Source organism: Microbulbifer magnicolonia, from assembly GCF_035117725.1.
Classification (GTDB): domain Bacteria; phylum Pseudomonadota; class Gammaproteobacteria; order Pseudomonadales; family Cellvibrionaceae; genus Microbulbifer; species Microbulbifer magnicolonia.
This window is the reverse complement of record NZ_JAYEFD010000001.1, coordinates 1,628,084-1,652,200: the sequence shown is the minus strand read 5'-3', so window position 1 is coordinate 1,652,200 and position 24,117 is coordinate 1,628,084. Positions and strand designations below refer to the sequence as shown.

Genomic DNA, 24,117 nt, shown 5'->3' with positions numbered 1-24,117 from the left:
CTTTCAGGTGATCGTATTTTACCCGTCCTTTGGCCCGCAAGCGGCGCAGAGGTTCCCTGCGCCGGGCAGTCAGCCGTCTTCCGCCGCCGGCCGCTCCATGCGGCTGACCCGCAACAGGTGGATCTGCCGGTTGTCGGCGTAGAGCACCCGGAACATAAAGTCGCCCAGGCGGGTGACCTCGTCGCGCCCCGGCAGGTGGCCGAAGGACTGCATGATCAGGCCGCCAATGGTATCGAACTCCTCCTCGCTGAGTTCGCAGGCAAAATAATCGTTGAAGTCTTCGATGGGGGTGAGTGCCTTGACGATGTAGTCGTTCTCTCCCACCTTGCGGATAAAGCTGTCCGCTTCTTCCTCGTCGGTCTCGTCCTCGATTTCGCCGACGATCTCCTCGAGAATGTCTTCAATAGTGACAACACCGGAGACACCACCGTACTCGTCGATCACCACGGCCATGTGGTAGCGGTTCTCGCGGAATTCCCGCAGCAGGATATTCAGGCGTTTGCTCTCGGGAATGATATTGGCCGGGCGGATGATGTCTTCCAGCTGGAAGTCCTCTACGCCTTTCAGTACCAGAGGCAGCAGGTCCTTGGCCAACAGTACGCCGCGGATGTCATCGATACTGTCGCCGATTACCGGGAAGCGGGAATGGCCCGACTCGATGATCTTGGGCAGGAATTCCTCGGGCTTGTCGTGCAGGCTCACCACTACCATCTGTGAGCGCGGGATCATGATCTCCCGTACCTGCTGGCTGGACACGTCCAGCGCACCCTCGATGATGGACAGGGCTTCCGCGTCTACCAGCTGGTTCTCCGCGGCGTCCTTGATGATATCCAGCAGTTCGTCGCGTGATTTGGGTTCGGCGGAAAAAGCGCCGAAGAGCTTCTCCAGCCAGTTCTTCTCCCCCGATCGCTTTTCACCCGATCGGGGGCGGCTGGAAGACTGACTACTTGGGGGCTCGTCTGTGGTCATGGAAGTGGCCATGCTCCGGTTTTCTCTCGTCTGTACTCTAATCTGTGGCGGTTCGCGCCGGTATTGGTTCGGGATCACGAACGCGCGGTTATTCCTCGACCTCGTCCACGGGCGCATAGGGGTCCGCAAAACCGAGGCCAGCGAGCAGGCCGGTTTCCAGCCGCTCCATCACTTCTGCGTCTGCATCCTCAATGTGGTCGTAACCCAAAAGATGCAGTGTGCCATGGACCACCATATGTGCCCAGTGCGCGGGGGGCTCTTTGCGCTGTTGTTCCGCTTCCTGCGCGACTACCGGTGCGCAAATTACAAGATCCCCCAACAGGGGAAGATCCAGGTCCTCGGGGAGCTCGGCGGGGAAGGACAGGACATTGGTGGGCTTGTCCTTGCCGCGGTACTGGCAATTCAGCTGCCGGCTCTCGTCTTCATCGACGATGCGCACCGTCAGCTCCGCCTCTTCCTGCCGGCCGGCCAGGGCGGCCGCCACCCAGGTGCGAATGCTGTCATCCGAGGGCAGGTCGGTACAGCGGGTGGCCCGCTGTACGTCGAGTTGTAGATCGATCATGACTGGTGCGGCTGCCTCAGGCGGCGTCCTCATTCGGCTTGCCTGTTGCATTCGCGGACATCGCCTCGCGCTCCGCCTCGTGCGCATCGTAGGCCTCGACAATGCGTTGCACCAGCGGGTGGCGGACCACGTCCTTGGCGCCGAAGTGGGTGAAGCTGATGCCGTTTACATTGCCCAGTACTTCGACGGCGTGGCGCAGGCCGGAGGCCTGGCCGCGGGGCAGGTCTATCTGGCTGGGGTCGCCGGTGATCACCGCGGTGGAGCCAAAACCGATGCGGGTCAGGAACATTTTCATCTGCTCGCGGGTGGTGTTCTGGCTCTCGTCGAGGATCACGAAGGCATTGTTCAGGGTGCGGCCGCGCATATAGGCGAGTGGCGCCACTTCGATGACGTTGCGTTCGATCAGCTTGCCGACCGTCTCGAAACCGAGCATCTCGTAGAGGGCGTCATAGAGCGGGCGCAGGTAAGGGTCCACCTTTTGGCTCAGGTCGCCGGGCAGGAAACCGAGTTTTTCCCCCGCCTCGACCGCCGGGCGCACCAGCAGAATCCGCTCGACCTGATCCTTCAGCAGCGCCTCCACCGCGCAGGCCACCGCCAGGTAGGTCTTGCCGGTGCCGGCCGGGCCTATGCCGAAGTTGATGTCGTTGGTCTGCACGGCCTGCACGTATTTGCGCTGGTTCAGGCCGCGCGGGCGCACGGAGCACTTCTTGGTGCGGATCAGCACCACCTGGTCGGCTTCGCCGCCCTCGCTTTCGTCATTCTTGTCCAGGAGTTCCTCGACGCCCGACTGCTGCAGCGCCAGGTGGATCTCGTTCGGCGTCAGTTGGTCGCGGGATCCCGTCTCCTTGTACAGGAAGCTCAGCAGTTCGCCGGCGGCGCGGGCGGACTTGGGCTCTCCGTAGAAGGCAAACTGATTGCCGCGATTGCGGATTTCGATATCCAATCGCTGTTCAATCTGGCGCAGGTGTTGATCGAATTGGCCACAGAGGTTGGCCAGGCGGCGGGCGTCGTTGGGCTCCAGGGTGATACTGTGAGCGAGGGTATGCGTTTCCAAATTGGTTTCCGGCACCTTTATCTGGGAGGTTCATTGCTAGGGTATACCCATTTTCCCGGTAGGGGAAAGGGGAGAGTGTGACGAATGGGTTCTATCTGGTCGTGGGGCTTATAACACGGCGGTATTACAGAATAGGGACTCTTCTTGTGTGGGGAGCCATCGCGGGGGCTCCGTCAGCGGGTCCTTGAGCGGCCCTGCTACCGGGGACTTCTCGCGGGACACGCCGTAAATCCATCCCTGGAGGCTTGTCGGCCGGGTCCCTCCGGCCGACAGTCCCGCGAGAAGTCCCCGGTATCAGAGCCTTCGCATCCGGCTTCTAAGTTCTCCCGGCCCTTGTCATGCGAGGGGTGTAACGAGGGTTATTGCCCAATGCGCAGGTCCTGCTGCCGGTGGCCGTCCGGGAAATATTTACCGATGAGGTTTTTTCCCGGGCGGCTACCGGCAGCAGGGTCGCCACCGTGTTCGACTGAACCCCTGAATTAGACCAGCGGGCCATCCAGCTCAGAGGCCACCAAGGTGCCGCGCAGGGAATTGGGCAGCGCCTCCTCGATCAGCACGTCGGCGAACTTGCCGATCAGTGCCAGATCGTCAAAGCGGAAGTTGACCACGCGGTTGTTCTCGGTGCGGCCCTGCAGCTGGCCCGGGTCCTTCTTCGACACGCCGGTCACCAGCACCCGCTCGGTATTGCCGACCATGCGCCGGGCTATCTCCGCCGCCTGCTGGTTGATGCGGTGCTGCAGCAGCTGCAGCCGCTGCTTCTTCACTTCCTCCGGGGTGTCGTCCGGCAGGTCTGCCGCCGGCGTGCCCGGGCGCGGGGAATAGATGAAGCTGAAGGAGATGTCGAAGCCCACGTCCTGGATCAGCTTCATCGTGGCCTCGAAGTCCTGTTCGGTCTCGCCGGGGAAGCCGATGATAAAGTCCGAAGACAGGCAGATATCCGGGCGGATCTTCTTCAGGCGGCGGATCTTGGACTTGTACTCCAGCGCCGTGTGGCCGCGCTTCATCGCCATCAGGATGCGGTCGGAGCCGCTCTGCACCGGCAGGTGCAGGTGGTTCACCAGTTCCGGCACCTCGGCGTAGACGTCGATCAGGGCATCGGAGAACTCCACCGGGTGCGAGGTGGTGTAGCGGATCCGGTCGATACCGTCGATGGCCGCCACATAGGTGATCAGCTCGGCGAAATCGACGATCTGGCCGTCGTCGCCGGGGGCGCGGTAGGCGTTCACGTTCTGGCCCAGCAGGTTCACTTCGCGCACGCCCTGGTCCGCCAGGTGGGCGACTTCCTCGAGGACGTCCGCCACCGGGCGGCTCACTTCCTCGCCGCGGGTGTAGGGCACCACGCAGAAGGTACAATACTTGGAGCAGCCCTCCATAATGGAGACGAACGCCGTGGCGCCTTCCGCCTCCGGCTGCGGCAACCGGTCGAACTTCTCGATCTCCGGAAAGCTGACGTCCACCACCACGGCGCCGTTTTTCTGCTCTCTGGTTTCCATCATCTCCGGCAAGCGGTGTAGCGTCTGCGGGCCGAAGATCAGGTCCACGTAGGGCGCGCGCTTGGCGATCGCCTCGCCCTCCTGGCTGGCCACACAGCCGCCGACGCCGATGATCAGGTCGGGATTCTTTTCCTTCAGGTGCTTCCAGCGGCCCAGTTGGTGGAACAATTTTTCCTGGGCCTTCTCGCGGATAGAACAAGTGTTCACGAGCAGGACGTCCGCGTCCTCCGGATCATCGGTCGGCACCATGGCGTGGGACTCGCCGAGCAGATCGCGCATGCGCGCCGAGTCGTACTCGTTCATCTGGCAGCCGTGGGTCTTGATATAGAGCTTCTTTACCGAAGTTTCGGACATGTTGCGCCTGGTTAAAAACTGGTCAATAAATAGGGTGGGGCATTATAGCGATACCGCTCTGCACTGCATAGACGGCTATATTAGGTGCGGAAATCCTGTGCTATTCTTGCGCGCTTTTTCGGGCTGGCTCGCGCGTTTGCAAAGCCCTGCTTTGTGCGCGGGCCAGCGACCAGCCAGGGATGGCTGGGCCGGAGCTAGATCGAATGCACGGTAGTAGCGCCAGGGATGGCAGGCACTGAATTGCGAAGCCTCCCCCGCTTGTATCCACGGGGCAGCCCCCAGTTAGAGAGACCTATGGCCAACCCAATCTACAAAGTCATCTTCCACAACCAGAACCAGGTGTACGAACTCTACGCCCGGGCCATCTATCAGAGCGATATGTACGGCTTTATCGAGGTGGAGGAGTTTGTGTTTGGTGAAAAGGCGCAACTGGTGGTGGATCCCAGCGAAGAGAAGCTGAAGAGCGAGTTCGCCTCGGTGACCCGTTGCTATATCCCGATGCACAGCATCGTGCGTATTGACGAGGTGGAGAAAGAGGGTGTGGGCAAAATCGTAGAGGTAAAAGGTGACAAGGTCACCAAGTTCCCCTTCCCTGCGCCGATGCGCCCGCCGATAGATTCCGAGTGACCTCCCGCGGCAGTGTCCCGCTGCCGCCTTGCTCCCCGCGCTTCCAGCCCCGGCCAGGATTTGGGCCACACTTTATCGCATTACCCCCTTGCGCTCTCCAGGCCAGCTATTCTGAAGGATAGGGAAAATTTCCGCTGTGGACCGGCCGGGCAGTTGCGACTGGGCGGACGGTCTTACTGAAGTGATTCCTTGCTCGGGATCAGGTGCTGCCCCCGAAGGCGAAACACTTCTGCCAGCGGAATGACAGTCAAAATCGAAACCTAAAATGTAGTGGATGTCTTTTAGGTGAAGCCATGACCTCAATTCCGGCAACCAAGGCCGCCATTTCCGCCCTCAAGCTCGAACAGCGCGTAGAGCGCGACGTCAAGGCCGGTATCCCCGAGATCGATCGCAACAGCCATACCGAGAGCGAAGAGAGCCTTCGCTCCTATGTGATCCGGGAGATCATCGGCAAAGTTCATCAGGACCGGCAGGCGCAGCTCGACGAGCAGGTGGAAGCCCGCAACGAAGTGGGTATCCGACAGCTGTACCAGGATGTGAAGAACACCGAAAAGACGATCAGCCAGCGGATTGGCAACCGCTTCTCGGTAATTGCCCAGGACCTGAAACGGATCGCCAGGGAACTGTCCTCGGTGCGGATGGATCTCGAGATCTTCAAACACAGGAACGACCTGACCCGGGAGGCTATCTACCGGGAGTCCAAGATCCTCCACTATTCCATTATATTTTTCATCGTCATCTTCGAGACGGCACTGAACTCCTTCTTCCTATCCAAGGGCAGCGAGCTGGGTCTCGTAGGTGGCTTCTTCCAGGCATTCATCATCTCGCTCGTCAACCTGGGGCTCGCCGCCTTTGCCGCCTTCGCACTGAGAGGCAGCTTTCACCGCAATATTCTGCGCAAGCTGCTGGCGCTGCTCCTGTTTGCGGCCATCGGCGCGGTTGCCACTGCCTTTGTGCTCGGGGTCGGCCACTACCGCGAGGCGCTGGAACTTAATCCATTCATCGCCTCCAAACTGGCGGTGATGAACCTGTGGGGCGATCCGTTTGGCATTCACGACTTCAATTCCTGGATCATGGTGATCGTCAGTGGCATCGCCCTGATACTGCTCACCGCCAAGTTTTTTGTGGTCGATGACCGCTATCCCGGCTATACGGCGATGACCCGGCGGGTCAAGGAACTGCAAAACCAGTGGTGCCGGAGTTGTGCCGGGGCCATCGAGGAAATCAATGAGGTGGCGGAGGAGTTCCAGCAGGAAGTCGCCGAAACGGAGAGGGAGATCCGCTCGCAGTACATCAGTTTCAAATCCAGTATCGAGCGCAGCGAGGAAATTCGCAGTCACTATGAAGAGGATATCGTCAAGGCGCAGGGGCTGCTGGACGAGCTGGTCCGCTACTACCAGTCCTACTCCGCGCGCATGATGAATCGCCGCGCGGCCTACTTCGGCGAGCTGTTGCGGTTTGAGCTGGATAAATTACCGAAGTTGAACACTACGGGTCTGGAACAGCACAAGGGAGACCTGGTCGCATTTGACCAGGTGCTGCACGACCTGGATCAGGTCTACGCGGATTCCGTGGCGGCCATCAACAGAAGGAGCGACGAAGTACAGCGGCAGCTGTCTGCCCTGATCGGCAGTATTGAACGGGACAACGGACTGAGTGGATTGTGATGAGGTATTCCCGCAGAGGCATGTCGGCCGAGGACAGGAAGGGGGTAGTGATATTTGCTTTCGGTGCGGCAATCCTGATCGCGCTGGCCGCCTTCGTGCTGAAGGTGATCAACTCGCCGGAGAAGGACTATGACAGGGTGACGCTCTGCAACGAGAGCTTGCCGCGATATAGCCACCATCTGCTGATTATCGATGTCTCCGATGCCCTGTCTGCGCACCAGGAGCATTTCCTTCGCACCCATATATCGGATCTGCTGCAGAGCGCCAGGGTGAATGACCGGTTTTCCATATTTGTTCTCGATGAGCGCTACAACGGTCTGTCGGACCCGGTCATCGATCTGTGCAAGCCGAATTCCGCTGACGATGTGGATATGCTGACTTCAAACCGTGTATTCGTCGAACAGCTGTACCGGGACCGTTTTGAAAGACCGCTCGAGCGCACCATCGCCTCCGTCGTGGCCTCCGGTGAGCAGAAGCAGTCGCCCATTTTTGAAGCCCTGTCCGATATCGCCGCGTTGCGGAGGATCGATCAGCGGGCCGGGGATATCAGTCTGACAATCGTCAGCGACATGATCCAGAATTCCAGGGCCGGATCAGTCTTCAGCGCCGGTGCCGAGGCGATCGACAATCTGCCGATGATCGATCTGCGCCGGGTCAAGACCAAGGTTTTCTGGCTCGACCGGGAAAAATATAAACGCTTTCAAACCTCTGATCTGGCCAGCAGTTGGGAGGATTACCTGGCGAGCGTATCCAGGTTTGAGCAGATTGAAAGAGTCAGGAACTAGCGCTCCGATCTATTGACGCTGCGCCCGCGGGCTGCAATAAATTCTTCACAGAACTGGCCACTTTCTGTAAGAAAACTCGAGCAAGGTATCTCAAACCGCTAACTGGGACCTTGCCATGAGCAACCGCTATCGCGCACTGTGGATTTCCGATGTTCACCTGGGCAGCAGGGACAGCGAGCCGCAACGGCTGGCGGACTTCCTCGCCCAGAACCGCGCAGACACTGTCTACCTGGTCGGCGATATCTTCGATATGAAGGCGCTGGCGCAGGGCAAAGGCAGCTGGTGTCAGGCATCTTCCCTGCTGCTGGGCATGTTGTCCGAACTGAGCAGCAAGACCCCGGAAATCATCTATGTGCCCGGCAACCACGACGCGCCGATGCGCAGCTGGGCGGGCAAGCGCCTCGGTAATATCCGTGTCGAGCGCGAGTGGGTCCATACCGCGGGCGATGGCAGGCGCTATTGGGTCACCCACGGCGACCAGTTCGAGCATCAAATCGATGTCAATCCCATCAGCTACCACATCGGCGACCAGAGCTATTACCTGATGCTGCGCCTGAACCGCTGGATCAACTACTGGCGCGGCCGCTTCGACAAGCCCTGGTGGTCACTCGCCAATCACGTGAAAAACCGCGTGCAGGCGGCCAGGCGCATGATGAACCGCTTCGAGGAAATCGCCATCCGCGAGACCGGTCGCCGCGGCCTCGATGGCGTTATCTGCGGTCACATACATCGCGCCACCCTGCGTCATGGCAATTGCGCCGACCATCAGGTGACCTACGCCAACTGCGGCGATTGGGTGGACTCCATGAGCGCGGTGGTGGAGCAACACGATGGCAGCCTGGAACTGCTGCACTGGCACAGGGCGCCGAAAATCGCCCATATCATGACTGAGGCGGTAGCCGCATGATCCAATTGGAAAACCTGTTACAGAAAAATGCCTGGTACAGCGCCGCGCCTTCGAAGCCGACGCGCAAGCTGGTCTCCGCGACCCTGAAGAAGATCTGCTGCGAGCAGCAGATACAGGAGTTCGGCCGCCTCTACCCGCATCTGGGCGGGCTGGATTTTATCCGCCAGGTATTCGCCTACTTCGACTTCCGCTACGACCTGAACCCGTCGGAGCTGGAGCGGATTCCCCGCAGCGGCCCGCTGGTGATCGTTTCCAATCATCCCCTCGGCAGCCTCGACGGCCTGGCGCTGATCGACATGGTGGCGCGGGTGCGCAAGGACGTGCGCGCCGTGGCGAGCCAACTGCTGTGGAATATCGAGCCGCTGCGCCCGTATTTGTTGCCGGTGGACAACTTCAGCGGCCGCACCCGTCGCGGCGATGTGGAGGGCATTTACCAGCACCTGCAGCGGGGCGGGGTCATCATCGTCTTTCCGGCCGGTGAAGTCTCGCGGCTCACACCCCAGGGGGTGCGCGACGGCCGCTGGAATCCGGGCTTCGCCCGCTTCGCGGAGAAAACCCGGGCACCGATCCTTCCGGTACAGGTGCGCGGGCGCAATTCGCTGTGGTTCTACGGCCTGTCCATGCTGAACAAGCCGCTGTCCACCCTGTGGCTGATTCGCGAAATGTTCAAGCAGACCAGCCGCAGTATCGATATCCGCATCGGCTGTCCGGTGGCGGCCGATCTGTTCCGCAACTGGCCGCTGACCCCGCGCGCCCAGGCCGCGCTGTGGCGCCGTCATGTATACCAGCTGCACAAGTCGCCGCGGCCACTGGGTCCGGAACCCATCGCCGCCGCCGAACCGGCGGACGAGGTGGCGCGCGTGATTGAAGGCTGCGACACCCTGATCGAACAGGGTGAATTCGTCATCAAACTCTACCGCCAGCAGGCGGATTGCTCGGTGATGCGCGAGCTGTCGCGGATCCGCGAAATCGCCTTCCGCGCGGTGGGAGAGGGCACCGGGCAGAGCCGCGACTGGGACGCTTTCGATGCGCACTACGACCACCTGCTGCTATGGGATACCCAGCGGCGGCAGATTGCCGGGGCCTACCGCCTGGCGAAGACGGAAGGCCTGCAGCCGGAACAGATCTACAGCAGTACGCTGTTCAACTATCCGCGCGCACCGCAGCAGTGCCTGCCGGGATCGGCGGAGCTCGGGCGCAGTTTTCTGCTGCCGGAGTACTGGCGCGGCCGCGGTCTGGACCTGCTCTGGTGCGGCATTGGCCAGTGGATTGCGCGCAATCGTGTCCGCTACCTGTTCGGGCCTGTGTCCATGCCGGGCACCTTCTCGGTGCGCGCCAAATCGGCGATCGCGCGCTACTTCCTGCACCACTTCGCCACGGAGAATCCCCTCGGTGATGCGCGCCTGCCGTTCGCCGAGGCGCGCGACGACCTGCCGAAACTGAGCGGAGACGCCAGTGAAGACATGGTGCAGCTGAAACAGATTTTGAAGGAAGAGGGGGTAATGCTGCCGCCGCTGTTCAAGAAGTACACCGCAGTGACTCGGCCGGGCGGAACCAGCTTTCACGCGTTCAACGTGGATCCGGACTTCTGCGACTCGGTGGACGGCCTTGTAGTAGTGGACCTGGAGCAGGTGGATCCGAAATTCGCCCGGCGCTATCTGGGCAGTATTTAAGGCAGGTAGCATCGATAAGACAACAGGAGTCAGATGCGCAGGTCCTGCTGCCGGGAATCGTTTGCGGGACTGTCTGCGAGAGGGACCTCGCAGACAAGCCTACAGGGATGTATTTAGGGGGGGGCGCCTAGCCCGTGTCCCGCAAACGATTCCCGGCAGCGGGACCGCCCTTGTACTCGCTTACGGGGCTCAGGAAGCTTCCAGCTGCTGGCGCACACTCGCCAGCTTCACGCACAGCACAAACACCGACATCGCCGTGTCCAGCTCTTCCAGTGGCGGGAAGCTGGGGGCTATGCGGATATTGCAGTCCTGCGGATCTTTGCCGTAGGGGAAGGTCGCACCGGCGGGAGTCAGTTTCACACCGGCGTCCGCTGCCAGTTTGACCACAGCGGTGGCGCATCCCGGGCGGGTATTGAAGGAAACGAAGTAACCGCCTTTCGGCTTTTCCCAGGTGCCCAGATCCGAATCACCGAAAGCGCTTTCCAGCTGATTCAGCACACACTCGAACTTTGGTTTCAGAATCCGTGCGTGTTTCTGCATATGCTCCTTCAGCATGGTGAACTCGGCGAAGAAGCGCGAGTGGCGCAGCTGATTCACCTTGTCGGGGCCGATGGTCATGGCCTGCATCTGCTTTTTCAGCGATGCCAGGTTGGCTTGACTCGCGCTGACAAAGGCTACGCCGGCACCGGCGTGGGTGACCTTGGAGGTAGAGGCGAACTGCAGTACCGAGTCCGCGGTGTCGTTTTCCAGTGTCGCGGTGCGAATACTGGGCAGGTTGACCTGTTGCGCCAGGTCGTGGATCGCGTAGGCATTGTCCCAGAAAATGCGGAAACCCGGATTGGCGATCTGCCCCAGGCGCGCCAGGCGTTCGACGGTGTCCTTGCTGTAGGTGACGCCGGTGGGGTTGGAAAATTTCGGCACACACCAGATCCCGACAATGTCCTGGTCCTGGCGGATCTGCGCTTCCACCATATCCATGTCCGGACCGCTATCGGTCATGGGCACATTGATCATGTCGATGCCGAGCTGCTCGCAAATGGAGAAGTGGCGATCGTAGCCGGGTACCGGGCAGAGGAATTTCGGTGCTTGCAGCTCCCGCCAGGGCTTGTTGCCGGCGAAGCCGAACAGGTAGCCGGTCAGCACAGCGTGGTACATCAGGGTCAGGGAACTGCTGCCACCGGCGAGTACTTCTGCGGTGGGCACCTGCAATATGTCCGCGCCGAGTTCGCGCGCGCAGATCAGCCCCTCCAGGCCGCCGTAGTTGCGGGTGTCGGTGCCGTCGGCCGCGCGATAATCGCCGTTCAGTATGCCGTCCAGCTTGTCTGCCAGGTGCAACTGTTCCGCCGACGGCTTGCCCCGGGTGATATCCAGGCTCAGTTCGTGCCGGCAGATACGCTGGTATTGCGCACCCAGTTCCTTTTCCCATGCCTGTAGCTGGTCGCGTGTGACGGAGTCGATACGCACGAGGTTCCCCCTGTCTGATTAATGTAGGCGGCGAGCTTAGCAGTCGCAGATGGCATCCGTCAGCTATCTCCGGGACAAAAAGGCGGATTGCAGAAGAGGATCACTGATTGGCCAGGGTGCGGAAATCCCGCGCGTATTCGCGCAGCGTTTGCGTCAGGTGTTGCCGCTGCTGTTCGGTGGTGCTCGCGAGGATTTGCTCGCTCAGCTCTCGCGCCTGCTGGTGCCGCTGTTCCTGCATCTGGCGGTAGTCCTCGGGCCAGAGCTGTTCCGGGTTCAGCATCAGGTCGCGCAATTGAGCCAGATAGCCGTCCGGTTTGCGGCGCAGCAGATCGATAAATTGCGCCTGCCAGATCTGCCGCTGCTGATCGCGCAGCAGCGGGTTGTACTCCACCTGCGCCACCCAGGCAGCAATCAGCTGCTCCTGTTCACCGCTCAGCGAGCCGAGCCACCGCTCACTCTGTCTGCGAATTTGCTTTTTCCTGCGGCGCTGAATCCGGTCCGGGGATTTTTGCCACTTCTCCAGCGACTCCTCGCGTTTCTCGCGCAGTTTCTGTTCCATACCGGTGATCTGCGCATCGCTCAACTGGGCGGCCAGGGGCAGCAGCAGGTCGTAGAGCTGCATGCTGGCGGTATCCCAGAACTGGCGCAGCGGCTCCTCCACGGCGGCCAGCTGTACCTGCTGCAGCTGGCCCTGTTCGACCTGGTCGGCGAGTTGCGAAAGAAAGTCGGCGTAGTGGGGTAGCTGGGTCTGGCGGTGCCAGCTGTGGAAGCTGTCGAGGGCGGCGACCAACTGTCCCTTCTGCGCGCTGGTGAGATCGACATAGTCGTCGATCTGCCAGCGCATCCAGCGGTCCAGCTGGTTGTAGGCGAACTGTACACTGGAGCAACTGCAGAGAAACAGCAGCGCAACCAGCGTTGCGATACGCCAAGTACGGTTCAGTAGTCCCGGCACCGGGTCCGTCATCGTCTCTTCCCTGTGACAACAGCCCCCGTCGAATTGGACGGGCCAATCATTAGTGTCCTCTAAGGTACTAGCATAGCTGAACCGTCGGCTAATTAATCCACACCTCGACGCGGCTGTTCTTGATCGGAGCCAGCTCGCGATCCGCGGTCAGCGGTGCAAAGGCGCCCAGGGCGAGGATCTTGCTGTCGCCCAGCTGGTGGTCCCGCAACAGGGCGCCCTGGACCTTGAGGGCGCGGAAACGGGAGATGATATCGGCGATATTACTGTTGGACTTCTGGTCGGAAAAGCCCACCAGCGTGAGGCTGAGTTCCCGTTCGGCGCCGTCCATATAGGCCTCCAGGCGGCGCAGATCCTTGAGTGCGCGGCTGTCGAGCTCCGAGCTGCCGTCGGCAAAGCGAAAGGAAATACTCAGGCGCTCAGCCTTTGCCATCAGCGCGCGGTAGTCTTCGGGCGCGTTGGGGTAGGGGTCCATTCTAAGCGCCACCGGCGTCAGGTTGATGAAGCCCGTTTCCGCCACCAGTTCCTGTCCTTTAGATGATTCGACAAAGTGCAGGAAGCTGTCCACGTGGGGTTTGTAGTGGCTCGGATTCTTGTACAGGTACAGGCGCCGGGTCAGGGGGAAGTCCTCGGTGGCGATGATGCCGCGGTCGGGCACAACGGCGGCCAGATTGCCGGACTTGATCGCCACTTTCCTGACGCCCTCCGCGTCGGCGAACGGCAGGTAGCCAATGGCGCCGGCCTGTCGCTGTACCAATTGATGCGTCTCGGCATTGCCAGACACCTCGTAGACGCCGCGGGCCGCGGGGCGGCTGCCGCCGAAGACCTCTTCGTCAAAGGTTGCCCGGGTGCCGGATTCGATATCCCGGTGCAGGGGACGAATCGGCAAATCGGCACCGCCGAGCTCGGCCCAGTTCCGGATTTCGCCGCTGTATATCTGTCTGAGTTGCGCCAGATTGAGCTGGCTGACCGGGTTGCTCGGGTGAACCGCGATGACCAGCGCGTCCAGACCGATGACGTGCTCCGCGTCGGCGCTGGCGAGATTGCCGAAGCGCGCCAGCATTTCCACTTCCTTCTGCTTGATCTTGCGCGAGGCCATGCCGATATCGGCGTCGTCACTGTTCAGGGCCTTGAAGCCGGTGCTGCTGCCGAGCGCGATTATGGGCACCACTACAGTGCGGCCTTCCAGAGTGGCGCTGATCCAGTGGCGCTCACCGGCACTGCGCTGCTCAATATTGCTGGCATTCAGGCTGCGCAGGTACCCCTTTACCAGCAGCGGCGCCAGTTCGGCGCCGACCGTGTTGGAGCCGGTGAGGCGGAACAGGGTCTGGGATTCTGCGGCCACAGACGGTGCGGCAAAGAACTGGCAGCATAGAAGCGCCGCGATCGCGGCGCGCGTGAACAAGCCCCCCATTAGATAACCTCTCGTTTGCTTCCTTGTTAGAATATGTTTGGAGCGAATCCCGCCGTTGTCGTTATATGAGTGCCCCAGGCTGCGGGTTGCGGTGGCTCGCGGGCAGCGTATTCGCGTGGTGCGGGAGGCGCCGACTGTGAAGAGGGCGTCATTCCAGGCGGGTGCTTTATCGCAGAAATGTGTGACGCGATTATTGCAAACGGGTGTTAGCTGGTTCGCAGTTTCTCGACCGAGAAGCGGTGGTGGGCGACAATCCGCGGAGCGCCGCGCGGCAAGGGTGTTTGCCGGGATGCTGTGGGCGAGATCGACCAGAGCCTCTTATACTGTCCGGCACCCCAAAGAAGTTGCGTTTATTTATTGATCGATCGAGGTGGTGAACACGCTTTTGATTGGGTTTTTATTGGAAATGGCATGACAACGCTGTCATTTCTTGTGTAGTATCTCTACTATTAGCGGATTGGCACTGGCGCCCTCAGTGCGTCGGCCGGCTTCCCGGGGAAATGCATTGGGAAGCCCGGCAAAGACACATAACAATACAAAATCTTAGAGGCCGGGACAGATGGTTGCTTTGAGAGACAGGGACACACTTTTCATTGGTATCGACGGCGGCGGCAGCAAGTGCCGCGCCTCTATAGTGGATGCGCACAATCGTGTCCTCGGTACCGGTGTCGCCGGACCTGCCAATCCGCTGCACGGCTATGCCCAGACCATCGATTCCATCGTGCGCTCCGCGGCACTCGCGCTGGCGGACGCCAAGTTGCCGCCGGAGACCCTCGGCAAGCTGGTGGCGGGTGTCGGCCTGGCCGGCGTCAATATGCCGCGGCTGTACAACGAGATGGCCTCCTGGGCCCACCCCTTCAAGAAAATGTATCTCACTACCGACCAGCACTCAGCCTGCCTCGGTGCCCACCGCGGCGGCGACGGCGCTGTGATCATTGCCGGCACCGGTTCCGTCGGATATTCCTGGGTCAACGGTCGCAGCAAGCTGATCGGCGGCCATGGCTTTCCGCACGGCGACAAGGGCAGCGGTGCGTGGATGGGAATGGAGGCGGTCAAATACCTGCTGATGGCCCTGGACGGCCTTGCCGAGGATTCGCGGCTGAAGGGTGAACTGCTGAAGGCGCTCGATGCACAGGATGCCAACGAGGTGTTCGAAAAGATCGGCGGCAAATCCTCCAGCCACTACGCGCGCCTGGCGGTGCAGGTGATCGAGTGTGCCGAGGCCGGCGATCCGGTGGCGGTGGCCATAGTGCGGGACGGCGCCTCCTATATCAGTGACCTGGCCGACAAATTGCTGGAGCTGCATCCGCCGCGCCTGACGATGATTGGCGGCCTGGCGCCGCGCCTGCGTCCCTGGCTGGCCCCCCATGTTGTGGAGCAGTTGGCAGAGCCGCTGGATGCACCGGAGATTGGCTGTGTCTACTTCGCCCAGCAATCCCTGGCGAGAGAGGCGGGCGAGATTGAGGACGCCGCTCCGGAAGCCGGCACTAACGCCCTGTTTGGATAATGGAAACCGAGATTTTATGACTGCAACAACGCCCGCTAAGGCAATACAGGTAAATAGCGGTATGGCCACTACCATCATGGAATCCGAGGCCCGCGAGGCGCCTGCGCGTATCGCCGAGCAACTGCAGAGCAATGCAGCCACTATGGCCCAGCTGGGCGAGCGGCTGCGGCGCGAGCCGCCCAGGTTCGTCATGATTGTCGGGCGCGGCTCTTCCGACCACGCCGGTGTATTTGCCAAGTATCTGATTGAAATTGAAACCGGCACGCCCACGTTCGCCGCGGCGCCATCCGTGTCCAGCGTCTACGGCCGCAAGCTGAAGCTCGAGGGTGCGCTGGTGCTGGTGATCTCGCAGTCCGGCCGCAGCCCGGATATTCTCGCCCAGGCCAGAATGGCGAAAGAGGCGGGTGCCTATACGGTGGCGCTGGTTAACGATGAAAGTGCGCCCATCGGCGACATCGTCGACCTGATGGTGCCCCTGAAAGCCGGTCCGGAAAAGGCGGTCGCGGCCACCAAGAGTTATCTCGCCACCCTGTCTGCGGTACTGCAACTGGTGGCCAACTGGACCGAGAATCGGGAATTGCTCGACGCGGTCGATGCGCTGCCGCAGACCCTGAGCGAGGCGATTGAGTCCGAGATCCAGCTGCGCCCGGAAGACCTGGCCAACGTGAAGAACCTGGTGGTGCTCGGCCGCGGTCCCGGTTACGGCATCACCCGTGAGCTGGCGCTGAAACTAAAGGAAGTCTGCAATATCCACGCCGAGTCCTTCTCCAGTGCCGAGTTCCTGCACGGCCCGGTGACCCTGGTGGAACAGAAACTCACGGTGGTCAATGTGCCGATCGAGGACGAATCTTTTCAGGCGCACAGCGAGCAGATCGCGGATATCATCCGCCGCGGCGGCACCCTGGTAAACCTGCACGTTCCCAGTAAGGGCGTTCACCCGCGTGTCGCGCCGCTGGCGCTGCTGCAGCGCTTTTATATCGACGTCGCCCATGTGGCGGTCAGCCGCGGTATCAATCCGGACGAGCCGGCCGGCCTGAAGAAAGTTACCCAAACCGTCTGAACCGGTTGGGCCAGAGAGCGGTGGGTCAGAGAGAGGTGGAGAACATCGTGGTGCGCACACTGATCGCAGAGCAACTTTTCGACGGCGAACAGATTCGCCGCGATGTTCCGCTGGCGATCGGCGACGACGGCCTGATCGAGTCGCTAGACGGCGAGGCGCCGGCTGACGCCGAACGTCTGCGCGGCCTGCTGGCGCCTGGCCTGGTGGATGTGCAGGTCAACGGTGGCGGTGGTGCGCTGTTTAACAACGATCCCAGTGTTAATGCACTGGGCAGGATGAGTGCCGCCCACGCGCGATTCGGCACTACCGGTTTTGCGCCCACGCTGATCACCGACCGCGTGGATGTCATGCAGCGGGCCGCGGATGCCGTCAGCGCGGCATTGAGCGAGGGAGTGCCCGGCGTGATCGGCGTACACTTCGAGGGGCCGCACTTAAGCGGGCCGAAGAAGGGTACGCACGAGGAAAAATTTATTCGCCCGCTGAGCGACGAGGAGTTCGCCATCTACGCCCGCGAGGACCTGGGTATCAAGGTGGTGACCCTGGCGCCGGAGAATGTCGCGGTCGAGGATATCCGCAAGCTGGTGTCTCTCGGCGTAAAGGTCTGCCTCGGCCACTCCAATGCGGACGGCGCAACCGCCGCTGCGGCGGTCGCCGCCGGCGCCACGGGCTTTACCCATTTGTACAACGCCATGTCGCCGCTACAGTCCCGCGAGCCGGGTATGGTGGGGACGGCGCTGATCAGCGATGACGCCTGGTGCGGTCTGATCGCCGACGGTCATCACGTTTGCGCGGAAGCGATGCTGCTGGCCCTGAAGGCCAAGCCGCGCGGCAAGATCATGCTGGTCACCGATGCGATGTCGCTGGTGGGCTGCGACGAAACCAGCTTTCCGCTGTTCGATCGGGTGGTTACCCGCGAGGGCGACAAGCTGACTTCGACCACCGGCGAGCTTGCAGGCTCCCATCTGGATATGATCAGCGCCGTGCGCAATATGCGCGACTGGTGCGGTGTAGCGCTCGAAGAGGCGCTGCGCATGGCGAGCCTGTACCCGGCACAGTTTCTGGGTGCGCGGGCCGGGAAGATCGAAGCCGGTTCTCCCGCGGATTTAATTTTGTTGGACGAGAAATTACAGGTTACGAAAACCTGGATAGGTGGCAGGGAAGTCTTTTCGCAGCTAAGGCAAAAGTAACTTTCGCAAATCATCATAACGATAAAAAGGTGCTCCTATGGATACCGCAATTGCAACTCAACATGAGTCGAGAAGCAGCCTGCTGCCGATGGCGATCATCGGCATGCTGTTCTTTATCTTCGGCTTTGTAACCTGGCTGAACGGCGCCCTGATTCCGTTCCTGCAGACTATTTGTGATCTGACTGCCTTCCAGGCCATGTTGGTCGCTTCTGCTTTCTATATTGCCTATACCGTGATGGCCCTGCCGATGGCGGCGATCATCGAGCGCACCGGGTACAAAAACGGTATGGCGCTGGGCTTGGCACTTGTTGGAGTGGGAGCGCTGATTTTTATTCCTGCCGCCTACAGTCGCATCTTTGGTGTTTTCCTGCTTGCCCAGTTCGTGGTCGGATCGGGCCTGACAATTCTGCAGACCGCATCCAATCCCTATATCGTCAGGGTTGGTTCCCCGGATACCGCTGCGGTGCGTATCTGCATCATGGGCCTGTTGAACAAGGGCGCCGGTATTGTGGCGCCGCTGGTATTCGCTGCACTGGTGCTGGGTGGCATTACCGGAATTTCTGATGCCGAGCTGTCGGCACTCTCTGCCACCGCCAAGGATGCCAAGCTGGACGAGCTGGCGGGCCAGCTGGTCAGCCCCTATATTGGCATGGCGATTCTGGCGGTGATTCTGGCGGTGGCGATGACGTTTGCCCCGCTGCCCGATATTGAAGATGAAGCAGTGGCTGGCCAGGAGAATGCCGAGGTGACTCTGGCCGGACTGATGAAATTTCCGCAGCTGATTCTCGGCTCGGTAGCTCTGTTCTTTTATGTCGGTGTAGAGGTCATTGCCGGCGATGCCATCGGCCTGCTGGGTAGGCAGGCGGGTATGGATACTGCCGAGGCCGCGGTACTGACTTCCTACACGATGATCTTTATGGTGCTCGGCTACATTTACGGCACCATTGCGATTCCGCGCTTTATCAGCCAGCAGACCGCACTGATGATCTCCGCCGTGCTGGGGCTTGTCTTCACCGCATTGGTAATGACTGGCTCTATGGAAAGTGCAGCGCTGTCTGCCGCGACCCTGTCCCAGTTCGGCTTGCCGGAAGTGCCGAACGCCGTGTTCTTTGTTGCGCTACTGGGTTTTGCCAACGCCATGTGCTGGCCGGCGATCTGGCCGCTTGCGCTGGAGGGGCTGGGCAAATTTACGTCTAAAGGCTCGGCTCTTTTGATTATGGGGATTTCCGGTGCTGCGGTCATGCCGCCACTGTACGGACACTTCGCGGATACCGGTGACGGCCAGCTCGCTTACCTGATCGCGATTCCCGCCTATCTGTTTATCCTCTTCTACGCGCTCAAGGGGCACAAGCTGCGCAGCTGGAAGTAGCACACTTTACTTGTCATTTTTCTTTCTGTTGTTTTTCTCTTTGGTTCTCGTCATCTTGCCCTCCTAGTGAGGGCTCTTTTTTTTAGATTGCTGAATGGCCGCCATTGCGGCCGCTGCGGTTACTTCAGAAGAACCCCGCGCTTATTCCGGCGCTGGCCCGCTGGAATCCCGTACCACCAGCTCTGGCGTGAACTCCCGCACGATCCCCGCCTCTTTGTGGGCTTTGCCGTTCTCGGTCGCCCCTTTGCTGCGCGCCTTGCTCAGGACCAGTGCCGCTGCACATTTGGCGATCTCGTTGTTGGGCTGGTGAGCGGTGGTCAGTTTGGGCCAGGTCTGCCGCGAGAAGGGGCTGTCCTCGAAACCGACGATGGAGAGCTGTTCCGGAATCTCGATATGCATCAACCGCGCGGCGAAGAGCGCACCGGCTGCCATCTCGTCGTTACTGGCGAAAATCGCCGTGGGCGGATTGGCTGACTGCAGCAGCGTCTTGGCGCCGGTGACGCCGGAATCAAACGAATATTCGCCTTTCAGGATCAGGTCTTCTTCGATCGGCAGGCCGGCATCCGCCATCGCGCGGCGATAGCCGTCCAGGCGGCCGTGGGTGGAGACGTGTTCCTCGCCGCCGCAGAGGAAGCCGATACGCTTGTGACCGAGCTGCAGCAGGTGCCGGGTAATATCGTAGGCCGCCGCGCTGTCGTCCACCTGGATGCAGTTCTCTTCGTCGTCGTGCGCCGCGGCGGCGGAGACGATTCGCACATAGTCCACGTTCAGGGACTTGACCGTTTCAATCACCGTCTGGGTTTCGGAAAAGGGCGGCGTCAGCACCAGCCCGGCGACTTTGGAGTGCTCGACCAGGTTGCGCAGCTCGTCGTGCACCGTTGCGGACTTGGAGTTGCTGGGGTGAATCAGCAGCTCATAGCCGCGCGCCTTGCAGGCCTCGAGTATGCCGTTCTGCATGTCGATCACATAGTAGGCATTCGGGTTGTCGTAGATAAAGGCGATGGTGTAGGAGCGGCTGCCGGCCAGGTTGCGCGCGGCCAGGTTGGGCTGGTAGTTGAGTGCCTCCACAGCCTCCATGACTTTCTTCCGTGTGGCGGGGCGCACGGAGGGTTCGTTGTTGATAACCCGGGAAACGGTTTTGATCGAGACGCCGGCCTGCGCGGCGACATCGTTGATGGTGACTTTCATCGGGGGCGCTTGTCCTTATTGTAAATGCCTCGGTCGCAGCCGGCCCTCAGGCGTCGGGAGGGGCGGCGCGGAGCTCCTGGCGGCCGAATGCCGCAGTCTATCAGCAAATGTCGGCATATTTCCCGGGTAGTTCTTTGGCTGCCGCTCTTTCTTGCGATTGCCGGCCGGTTTTTGGAAATTTACTACAATTCAAATTGACAGCGTTTTCATGATATGGGAGCCTCATGTCATTATGACAACGCTGTCATTTGTCGGCATGGATCGGCAGGGCAGAGTTACAAGAACAATAACCGGTGCCCGAATTCTGTCGCCGGCACCGACAAACAAGGGGGCTTTCTGATGGATATCACCCAGTTTCCCAGCTGGCAGCGACTCAATTCTCTGGCCTGCAGGATGCAGGGCCGCCACCTGCGCGAACTCTTCGCGGAGGATCCGGCGCGAGCGGCGCGCTTTTCCGTCGAGCTGCCGGAATTCCTGTTCGATTTCTCCAAGAACCTGATCGACGATGAGGTTTTTGTAAATTTGTTACAGCTCGCGCGCGATGCGGATCTCGAGGGCTGGCGTGATGCCATGCTGTCCGGTGCGCCGATAAATTGCACCGAAGGGCGCCCGGTTCTGCATGCGGCGCTGCGCGGCGGCCTGCCGCAACCCGTAGTTCTGGACGGCGATTCGGTGGATGCCCAGGCGGCCGCTGAGCTGGGGCGCTTGAAAGAGTTTGTAAATTTACTACATAATGGCGCCGTGACGGGCTGCACCGGCCGGCGCATTACCGATGTGGTCAATCTGGGGGTCGGTGGTTCCCATCTCGGCCCCGCGATGGCGATCGAGGCGCTGCGGGCCTATCGGCGCGACGATGTGCGAGTGCATTTCGTTTCCAATGTGGACGGTGCCCAGCTGGCTGACACCCTGGCGACACTGGATGTCGAAACCACGCTGTTTGTGGTGTCGTCGAAAACCTTCACCACCACCGAGACCGTGACCAATGCGCGCAGTGCGCTGCGCTGGTTTGGCGATCTGGCGCCCCGGGCTGAATTGCTGCGGCAACATTTTGTTGCGGTGACAGCCAAGCCGGAAAGGGCGATCGAGTTCGGCATGGCGCCGCAGCGCATTTTCCGCTTCTGGGACTGGGTCGGTGGTCGTTTTTCCCTTTGGTCGGCGATCGGGCTGCCCATCGCCATTGCAGTTGGCTTCGACAATTTTCGCGCGCTGCTCGACGGAGCGGCCAGCATGGACAGGCATTTCCGCGAGACGCCGCTGGAGGGGAATGCGCCGGTACTGATGGCGCTGGTGAGTCTCTGGTACTGCACCTTCATGGGTTATCCGGCGCACGCCATTCTGCCCTACGAGCAGGCGCTGCATATGTTGCCGGCGTATCTGCAGCAGGCGGAGATGGAGAGCAACGGCAAATCTACTACCAGGGCAGGGGAGGAGGCGGATTACGCAACCGGCCCACTAATATGGGGCATGCTCGGCATCAATGGCCAGCACGCGTTTTACCAGTATTTGCACCAGAGCCCCGAAGTGGTGCCGGCGGATTTTATCGGCAGTGCCACCCCCGGGCATGCGCTGCCGGGACATCACGAAATCCTGTTGGCCAATATGCTCGCCCAGAGCCAGGCCCTGATGAACGGGGTCGGCCGGGAGCAGGTGGAAACAGAGCTGGCCGCGAAGGGATTGGCGGTGGACGAAATTGAAAAGCTGGCACCCTACAAGGTGCACCGCGGCAACAGGCCCAGCAACACCATCCTGTTGCGCAAGCTCGACCCGCACTCGCTGGGCGCACTGATTGCGCTGTACGAGCACAAAATATTTGCTCAGGGCGTGATACTGCAAATTTATTCTTTTGATCAGTGGGGCGTGGAACTGGGTAAAGGGCTGGCCGCGGCACTACAACCGAAACTGACAAGTGGCGATGCAAGCGGCCAGGACGCTTCCACGGCGGGGCTGATCAACTATTACCAGCGGGTGACCGCCGGCGCCGCGGCGCTGGAGTTTGCCGGCTAGAGGATTGACTGCGGTTAGCGCAGCAAAAGCAGGAATACGGAAAGGTTATGGTACACAGCAAGGTTCAAGCAGTTACCGATCGGATCATCGAGCGCAGCGAGGAGACTCGCGCGCAATACCTAGCGCAGGTGGACAAGTCGCATTTCGAAGGCCGCGCCAGCGGCCGCCTGTCCTGCGGCAACCTGGCGCACGCCATCGCCGCTTCCTCCGATGAGGACAAGAACTTGATCGCCTCCGGGCGCGGCCCCAATCTGGCGATAGTGACCGCCTACAACGACATGCTGTCGGCACACCAGCCCTACGGCACCTATCCGCAGCTGCTGAAAGAAGCGGCCGCGCGCAATGGCGCCACCGCCCAGGTCGCCGGCGGCGTGCCGGCCATGTGCGACGGCGTGACCCAGGGCCGCGCCGGTATGGAGCTGAGCCTGTTTTCCCGCGACGTGATCGCGATGTCCACGGCGATCTCCCTGTCCCACGATGTCTTCGAGGGCAGCATGTTCCTCGGCATCTGCGACAAAATTGTCCCGGGCCTGGTGATCGGCGCCCTGGCCTTCGGCCACCTGCCGGCAATCTTCGTACCGGCGGGTCCAATGCCCACCGGTCTTTCCAATGCGGAAAAAGTGCGGGTGCGGCAGCTGTATGCCGAGGGCAAGGTGGGCCGCAAGGAACTGCTGGAAGCGGAGAGCGCTTCCTATCACAGCCCGGGCACCTGCACCTTCTACGGCACCGCCAACAGCAACCAGATGCTGGTGGAAATCATGGGGCTGCAGCTGCCGGGCAGTTCTTTCGTCAATCCCGGCACCGAGCTGCGCACGGCGCTGAACGAGGCCGCGGTGAAGCAGCTGGTGCAGATCACCGAGCCCAGCCAGCACACGCCCATTGCCAAGATCCTGACCGAGCAGACCTTCGTCAACGGCATCGTCGGCCTGCTCGCCACGGGCGGTTCCACCAACCACACGCTGCACCTGGTGGCCATGGCGCGCGCCGCCGGAATCCAGCTCACCTGGCAGGACATGGCGGAACTGTCGGAAGTCGTACCGCTGCTCTGTCACGTGTACCCGAACGGCACCGCCGATATCAACCACTTTGCCGCCGCCGGGGGTATGCAGTTCCTGATTCGCGAATTGCTCGGCGCCGGCCTGCTGCACGACGACGTGCACACGGTACTGGGGCATTCCGGTATGGAGGCCTACTGCCAGGATCCGTTCCTGAACGAAGACAAGAGCGCTGTGGTTTGGCGCCCGACACCGGCGGAAAGCGGCGATCCGGATGTTATCCGCCCGGTGAGCGATCCCTTCTCGCACCACGGCGGCCTGCAGCTGCTGGAGGGCAATCTGGGCCGCAGCGTAATCAAGGTATCGGCGCTGAAATCCGATCATCTCAAGGTCACCGCGCCGGCCGTCGTGCTGAACGATCAGGACGAGCTGCTGGCGCGCTTCAAGGCCGGCGAACTGGAAAAAGACTTTGTCGCCGTGGTGCGCTTCCAGGGGCCACGCGCCAACGGTATGCCGGAGCTGCACAAGCTGACCCCGACCCTGGGTGTGCTGCAGGATCGCGGCTTCAAGGTGGCGCTGGTGACCGACGGGCGCATGTCCGGCGCGTCCGGCAAGGTGCCCGCGGCTATCCATATGTCGCCGGAAGCGGTCGAGGGCGGCCCCATCGCCAGGGTGCGCGACGGGGACCTGATCGAACTGGACTGCGAGGCGGGTGTGCTGAAGGTGCATGTGGACGATGCTGAACTGGCGGCACGGGAGCCGGCGCAGTGCGATCTGTCCGAGAGCGCCAGGGGCATGGGGCGCGAGCTGTTTACCAATATGCGCGCAATCGCCAGCGGCGCGGAGAGCGGCGCCAGCATTCTCTATTAATTTTTGC

General features: G+C 61.1%; 19 protein-coding genes. 11 read left to right on the top strand and 8 right to left on the bottom strand.

Going from position 1 to position 24,117, the window contains the following annotated elements:
• Positions 1–69: 69 nt before the first annotated feature.
• The 4 genes from RRF64_RS07265 to miaB form a co-directional block, all read right to left on the bottom strand.
• The gene (locus RRF64_RS07265) at positions 70–981 is read right to left on the bottom strand and encodes an HlyC/CorC family transporter (RefSeq protein ID WP_323845166.1); all 912 of its coding nucleotides are present in this window, start codon (positions 979–981) and stop codon (positions 70–72) included.
• Positions 982–1,057: 76 nt separating this feature from the next.
• Positions 1,058–1,531: an rRNA maturation RNase YbeY gene (gene ybeY, locus RRF64_RS07260; protein ID WP_323845165.1), complete on the bottom strand. Its 474-nt coding sequence runs from the start codon at positions 1,529–1,531 to the stop codon at positions 1,058–1,060.
• 16 nt (positions 1,532–1,547) lie between these two features.
• Positions 1,548–2,585, bottom strand: coding sequence for a PhoH family protein (locus RRF64_RS07255; RefSeq protein ID WP_323845164.1), 1,038 nt, complete (start codon positions 2,583–2,585; stop codon positions 1,548–1,550).
• 479 nt (positions 2,586–3,064) lie between these two features.
• A complete protein-coding gene (gene miaB, locus RRF64_RS07250) occupies positions 3,065–4,432 on the bottom strand; it encodes a tRNA (N6-isopentenyl adenosine(37)-C2)-methylthiotransferase MiaB (RefSeq protein WP_323845163.1) in 1,368 nt (455 codons plus the stop codon).
• Between the two features lie 294 nt (positions 4,433–4,726).
• Between miaB and RRF64_RS07245 the strand changes: the two genes are divergently transcribed.
• The 5 genes from RRF64_RS07245 (at position 4,727) to olsF (ending at position 10,091) form a co-directional block, all read left to right on the top strand.
• Positions 4,727–5,059 carry a DUF1820 family protein gene (locus RRF64_RS07245; protein WP_323845162.1) on the top strand — a complete coding sequence of 111 codons (333 nt, stop codon included), beginning with the start codon at positions 4,727–4,729 and terminating at the stop codon, positions 5,057–5,059.
• Between the two features lie 293 nt (positions 5,060–5,352).
• Positions 5,353–6,726, top strand: coding sequence for a hypothetical protein (locus RRF64_RS07240; protein WP_323845161.1), 1,374 nt, complete (start codon positions 5,353–5,355; stop codon positions 6,724–6,726).
• 47 nt (positions 6,727–6,773) lie between these two features.
• Positions 6,774–7,511, top strand: a complete 738-nt coding sequence (locus RRF64_RS07235; RefSeq protein ID WP_323845160.1) for a hypothetical protein — start codon at positions 6,774–6,776, stop codon at positions 7,509–7,511.
• Between the two features lie 115 nt (positions 7,512–7,626).
• The gene (locus RRF64_RS07230; RefSeq protein WP_323845159.1) at positions 7,627–8,418 is read left to right on the top strand and encodes a UDP-2,3-diacylglucosamine diphosphatase; all 792 of its coding nucleotides are present in this window, start codon (positions 7,627–7,629) and stop codon (positions 8,416–8,418) included.
• A complete protein-coding gene (gene olsF, locus RRF64_RS07225) occupies positions 8,415–10,091 on the top strand; it encodes a bifunctional ornithine lipid synthase OlsF (protein ID WP_323845158.1) in 1,677 nt (558 codons plus the stop codon). The genes RRF64_RS07230 and olsF overlap by 4 nt, the downstream gene beginning before the upstream one ends.
• Positions 10,092–10,280: 189 nt before the next feature.
• Here the strand turns inward: olsF and RRF64_RS07220 are convergent, their stop codons facing one another.
• The 3 genes from RRF64_RS07220 to RRF64_RS07210 form a co-directional block, all read right to left on the bottom strand.
• Positions 10,281–11,555, bottom strand: coding sequence for an aspartate aminotransferase type Ic (locus tag RRF64_RS07220; protein WP_323845157.1), 1,275 nt, complete (start codon positions 11,553–11,555; stop codon positions 10,281–10,283).
• Positions 11,556–11,655: 100 nt separating this feature from the next.
• Complete coding sequence (locus RRF64_RS07215) at positions 11,656–12,519, bottom strand: DUF6279 family lipoprotein (protein WP_323845156.1); 864 nt, start codon at positions 12,517–12,519, stop codon at positions 11,656–11,658.
• 88 nt (positions 12,520–12,607) lie between these two features.
• A complete protein-coding gene (locus RRF64_RS07210; protein ID WP_323845155.1) occupies positions 12,608–13,930 on the bottom strand; it encodes a phosphate ABC transporter substrate-binding protein in 1,323 nt (440 codons plus the stop codon).
• A gap of 559 nt (positions 13,931–14,489) precedes the next feature.
• Here RRF64_RS07210 and nagK point away from each other — a divergent pair.
• From nagK to RRF64_RS07190, 4 genes are all read left to right on the top strand, one after another.
• Positions 14,490–15,437: an N-acetylglucosamine kinase gene (gene nagK, locus RRF64_RS07205; protein WP_323845154.1), complete on the top strand. Its 948-nt coding sequence runs from the start codon at positions 14,490–14,492 to the stop codon at positions 15,435–15,437.
• A 61-nt stretch (positions 15,438–15,498) separates the two neighbouring features.
• Positions 15,499–16,497: a glucosamine-6-phosphate deaminase NagB-II gene (nagB-II, locus tag RRF64_RS07200; protein ID WP_323845153.1), complete on the top strand. Its 999-nt coding sequence runs from the start codon at positions 15,499–15,501 to the stop codon at positions 16,495–16,497.
• A gap of 20 nt (positions 16,498–16,517) precedes the next feature.
• Positions 16,518–17,684: an N-acetylglucosamine-6-phosphate deacetylase gene (gene nagA / locus RRF64_RS07195; protein WP_323845152.1), complete on the top strand. Its 1,167-nt coding sequence runs from the start codon at positions 16,518–16,520 to the stop codon at positions 17,682–17,684.
• A 37-nt stretch (positions 17,685–17,721) separates the two neighbouring features.
• Complete coding sequence (locus RRF64_RS07190; RefSeq protein WP_323845151.1) at positions 17,722–19,053, top strand: sugar MFS transporter; 1,332 nt, start codon at positions 17,722–17,724, stop codon at positions 19,051–19,053.
• A 141-nt stretch (positions 19,054–19,194) separates the two neighbouring features.
• Here RRF64_RS07190 and RRF64_RS07185 read toward each other — a convergent pair whose 3' ends face one another.
• Positions 19,195–20,241: a LacI family DNA-binding transcriptional regulator gene (locus tag RRF64_RS07185; RefSeq protein WP_323845150.1), complete on the bottom strand. Its 1,047-nt coding sequence runs from the start codon at positions 20,239–20,241 to the stop codon at positions 19,195–19,197.
• Positions 20,242–20,580: 339 nt separating this feature from the next.
• On the opposite strand from RRF64_RS07185, the gene pgi reads away from it, so the two are divergent.
• Both pgi and edd read left to right on the top strand, forming a co-directional pair.
• Positions 20,581–22,245, top strand: coding sequence for a glucose-6-phosphate isomerase (gene pgi, locus RRF64_RS07180; RefSeq protein WP_323845149.1), 1,665 nt, complete (start codon positions 20,581–20,583; stop codon positions 22,243–22,245).
• Positions 22,246–22,292: 47 nt separating this feature from the next.
• Complete coding sequence (edd, locus tag RRF64_RS07175; RefSeq protein ID WP_323845148.1) at positions 22,293–24,110, top strand: phosphogluconate dehydratase; 1,818 nt, start codon at positions 22,293–22,295, stop codon at positions 24,108–24,110.
• The last annotated feature ends 7 nt before the right edge of the window (positions 24,111–24,117 follow it).